This is a genomic window from Methylobacterium sp. CCH7-A2 (assembly GCF_001557075.1).
GTDB classification, from domain to species: Bacteria; Pseudomonadota; Alphaproteobacteria; order Rhizobiales; family Beijerinckiaceae; genus Allobosea; species Allobosea massiliensis.
The window spans coordinates 1-2,180 of the sequence record NZ_LSKN01000255.1; the positions used below are offsets into that span (position 1 = coordinate 1).

Here is a 2,180-nt window from a genome sequence, read left to right on the forward strand (position 1 = left end):
GCCAACTACTTCAGCGCGGCAGGGTACGACGCAACCTGATGGGATTCCGCTCTAGGGTATTTGTTTCTAGTAAGGTCGTACTGATCGGCGGTAATCTCGACATTCCTCTCTCTAGGAGTGTTTTTTGACCACTGCTTGGTAGCCCGCCATGCACGATTGTCCGAATGAAAGGCACGATGCTCATTTGCATCCATTGATGTTAGTTTCTGGCGGGGGTCTCCGCCGTATTGTTTTGGATCACTGTGATGACCATGCCTCTTGCCGTCACTTGCGCCAAAAGGTTTGTAGCCGCCTGTGATCGAACTGACCGCCCGCTTATTCTGCCTCTCAATTTCACCTTGAAGCTTCTGCGAAAAATCCCGATCAATCTGTTTCGAAAGCCTTTGCATGGCATTCTTTGGATCGTTGAACAGCCTATCTTTGTGCAGGGCATCGCCGATCGCAGAGAATTCACCCCAAAGTTCTTGATCTTTATCTCCGGCAGATCCGATTTCCTTCCATCGCTGACGCAGTTCGGCAAAAGCTTTTCGTGCTTCCCGACTGTCTTGCAATTGAAGGAGCTCATTGCCCTTGCTTATCAGGCGCCGCTTAACGTCTGCATTTGCAGCCAGTTCCCGCACGCGCTTTTCTCGAAATTGTTCGCGCGCAGTGAAGAATTTCTGTTGAGCCGCTTGAAATTCGTCCCAAAGTTCATTGTCAGAATCTTTGCCTGAAAAACCGATGCCCTTCCATTCCTGGCGCAAATCGGAAAATTCGGACGCTGTCGTACGAAAATCCGTACTGGAAGAAAGAGATTTTGCACGATTAACAATGCTTCTCTTGGCACTTCTATTTCTTTCTAACTCTTGGTTCCGCTTCTCGCGCGCGGCATCACGCCGTTCGTAGAACTCCTTCTGCGCCGCTTGGAATTGATTCCAAAGATCGTCCTCGGATTCCCTTCCTGAGAAACCTGCGGCTTTCCATTCCTCGCGGAGATCAGCAAATTCGGCGCTTCCAGATTTGAAGTCATTTGTTCGCGAGACAGAGCGAGCCCGGGAGACAATCCCCTGTTTCGTGGAGCGGCTTTTCTCCATCTCACGCTCACGCCGCTCCTTTGCTTCCTCGCGCCGATCAAAGAATTTCTGACGAGCGCTTTGGAAATCGGCCCACAGTTCGTCATTGTTGTCTTTCCCTGCGGAACCGATTGATTTCCATTCCTGCATCAACTCGTGCATTTCTGCAGAGCCCGATTTGAAATCAGTGGTGCCCGAAATTGACTCGGCGCGAGAAACGAGCCGCTGCTTTGCATACCTATTATTTTCACGTTCGCGCTCGCGATCCATGAATTCTTCGTATTCGCGTTCTTTCCGTGCCTCGTATTCTTCTCGGGTCTCTTTCATATCCCACCCAAATGCTCTATAGATTTCTCTTCGCTTAGGCTCAGGCACCAGTTTTCTGTCCCCAATATGGCGGGAATTCCGACATACTGACAAGATCAGGATGCAGGTCAGCACTCTAGTTGCCACGCATGTCGCGCGGGATGTTGAGAAATCAAGGCAACGGTCAGCTGTAATGCGCTTCACGTTCCAGCGTCCCGATCTCGGCAACGCGCTAGCTGAAACCGAGAAGGATATCGAGCGCGCGGTCTCATCGGGGATGCGCGACGCTGCCGATGGCCTGAAGCAGGATCTCCGCGAGGATTTCGTCGCGGCCGGGCTCGGTGAACGGCTGTCGCGGACACGGCGGGGAAAGACCTTCCCCGAGGTGGGCGAGAGCGCCGAAGCCGCAGCCTCTGTCTGGTCGCGCGCGCCGAACATCATCGATTCCTTTGACCGTGGTGTGGTGATCCGCTCGGCGCGTGGCCTGTTCCTGGCGATCCCGACCGCCGCTGCCGGCAAGAGCGGACGGAGCGCCACGGGTTCACGCGAAGGGATCACGCCGGAAGGCTGGCAGCGGCGAACCGGCCTGAAGCTTCGGTTCGTTTATCGCCGTGGCCGTCCTCAGTCATGGCGGCGCTGCGTTGTCGTGCCCCATTGCGGGGATGACAAACTCTCGTAATCCCCGCTCTCCACACCGCCCTTAATCTGCCCCCACCTCGTCCCCGAGGGGCAGCCATCCGGAAGGCAAGCCGTTGGTGGGGATGAGCGCGGCGCCTGCGGGCGGGTTTGCACCCCGCACTCGGGAGGCTTCGGGGCACCGCC

2 protein-coding genes are annotated in these 2,180 nt (G+C 55.5%); one reads left to right on the top strand and one right to left on the bottom strand.

Translation table 11 applies throughout. From position 1 onward, the window contains the following. Nucleotides 1–5: 5 nt before the first annotated feature. The gene (locus AX750_RS25670) at nucleotides 6–1,379 is read right to left on the bottom strand and encodes a DUF349 domain-containing protein (RefSeq protein ID WP_082750805.1); all 1,374 of its coding nucleotides are present in this window, start codon (nucleotides 1,377–1,379) and stop codon (nucleotides 6–8) included. A gap of 172 nt (nucleotides 1,380–1,551) precedes the next feature. Between AX750_RS25670 and AX750_RS19635 the strand changes: the two genes are divergently transcribed. Beyond that, a complete protein-coding gene (locus AX750_RS19635; protein ID WP_245282464.1) occupies nucleotides 1,552–2,037 on the top strand; it encodes a DUF6441 family protein in 486 nt (161 codons plus the stop codon). Nucleotides 2,038–2,180: the final 143 nt, after the last annotated feature.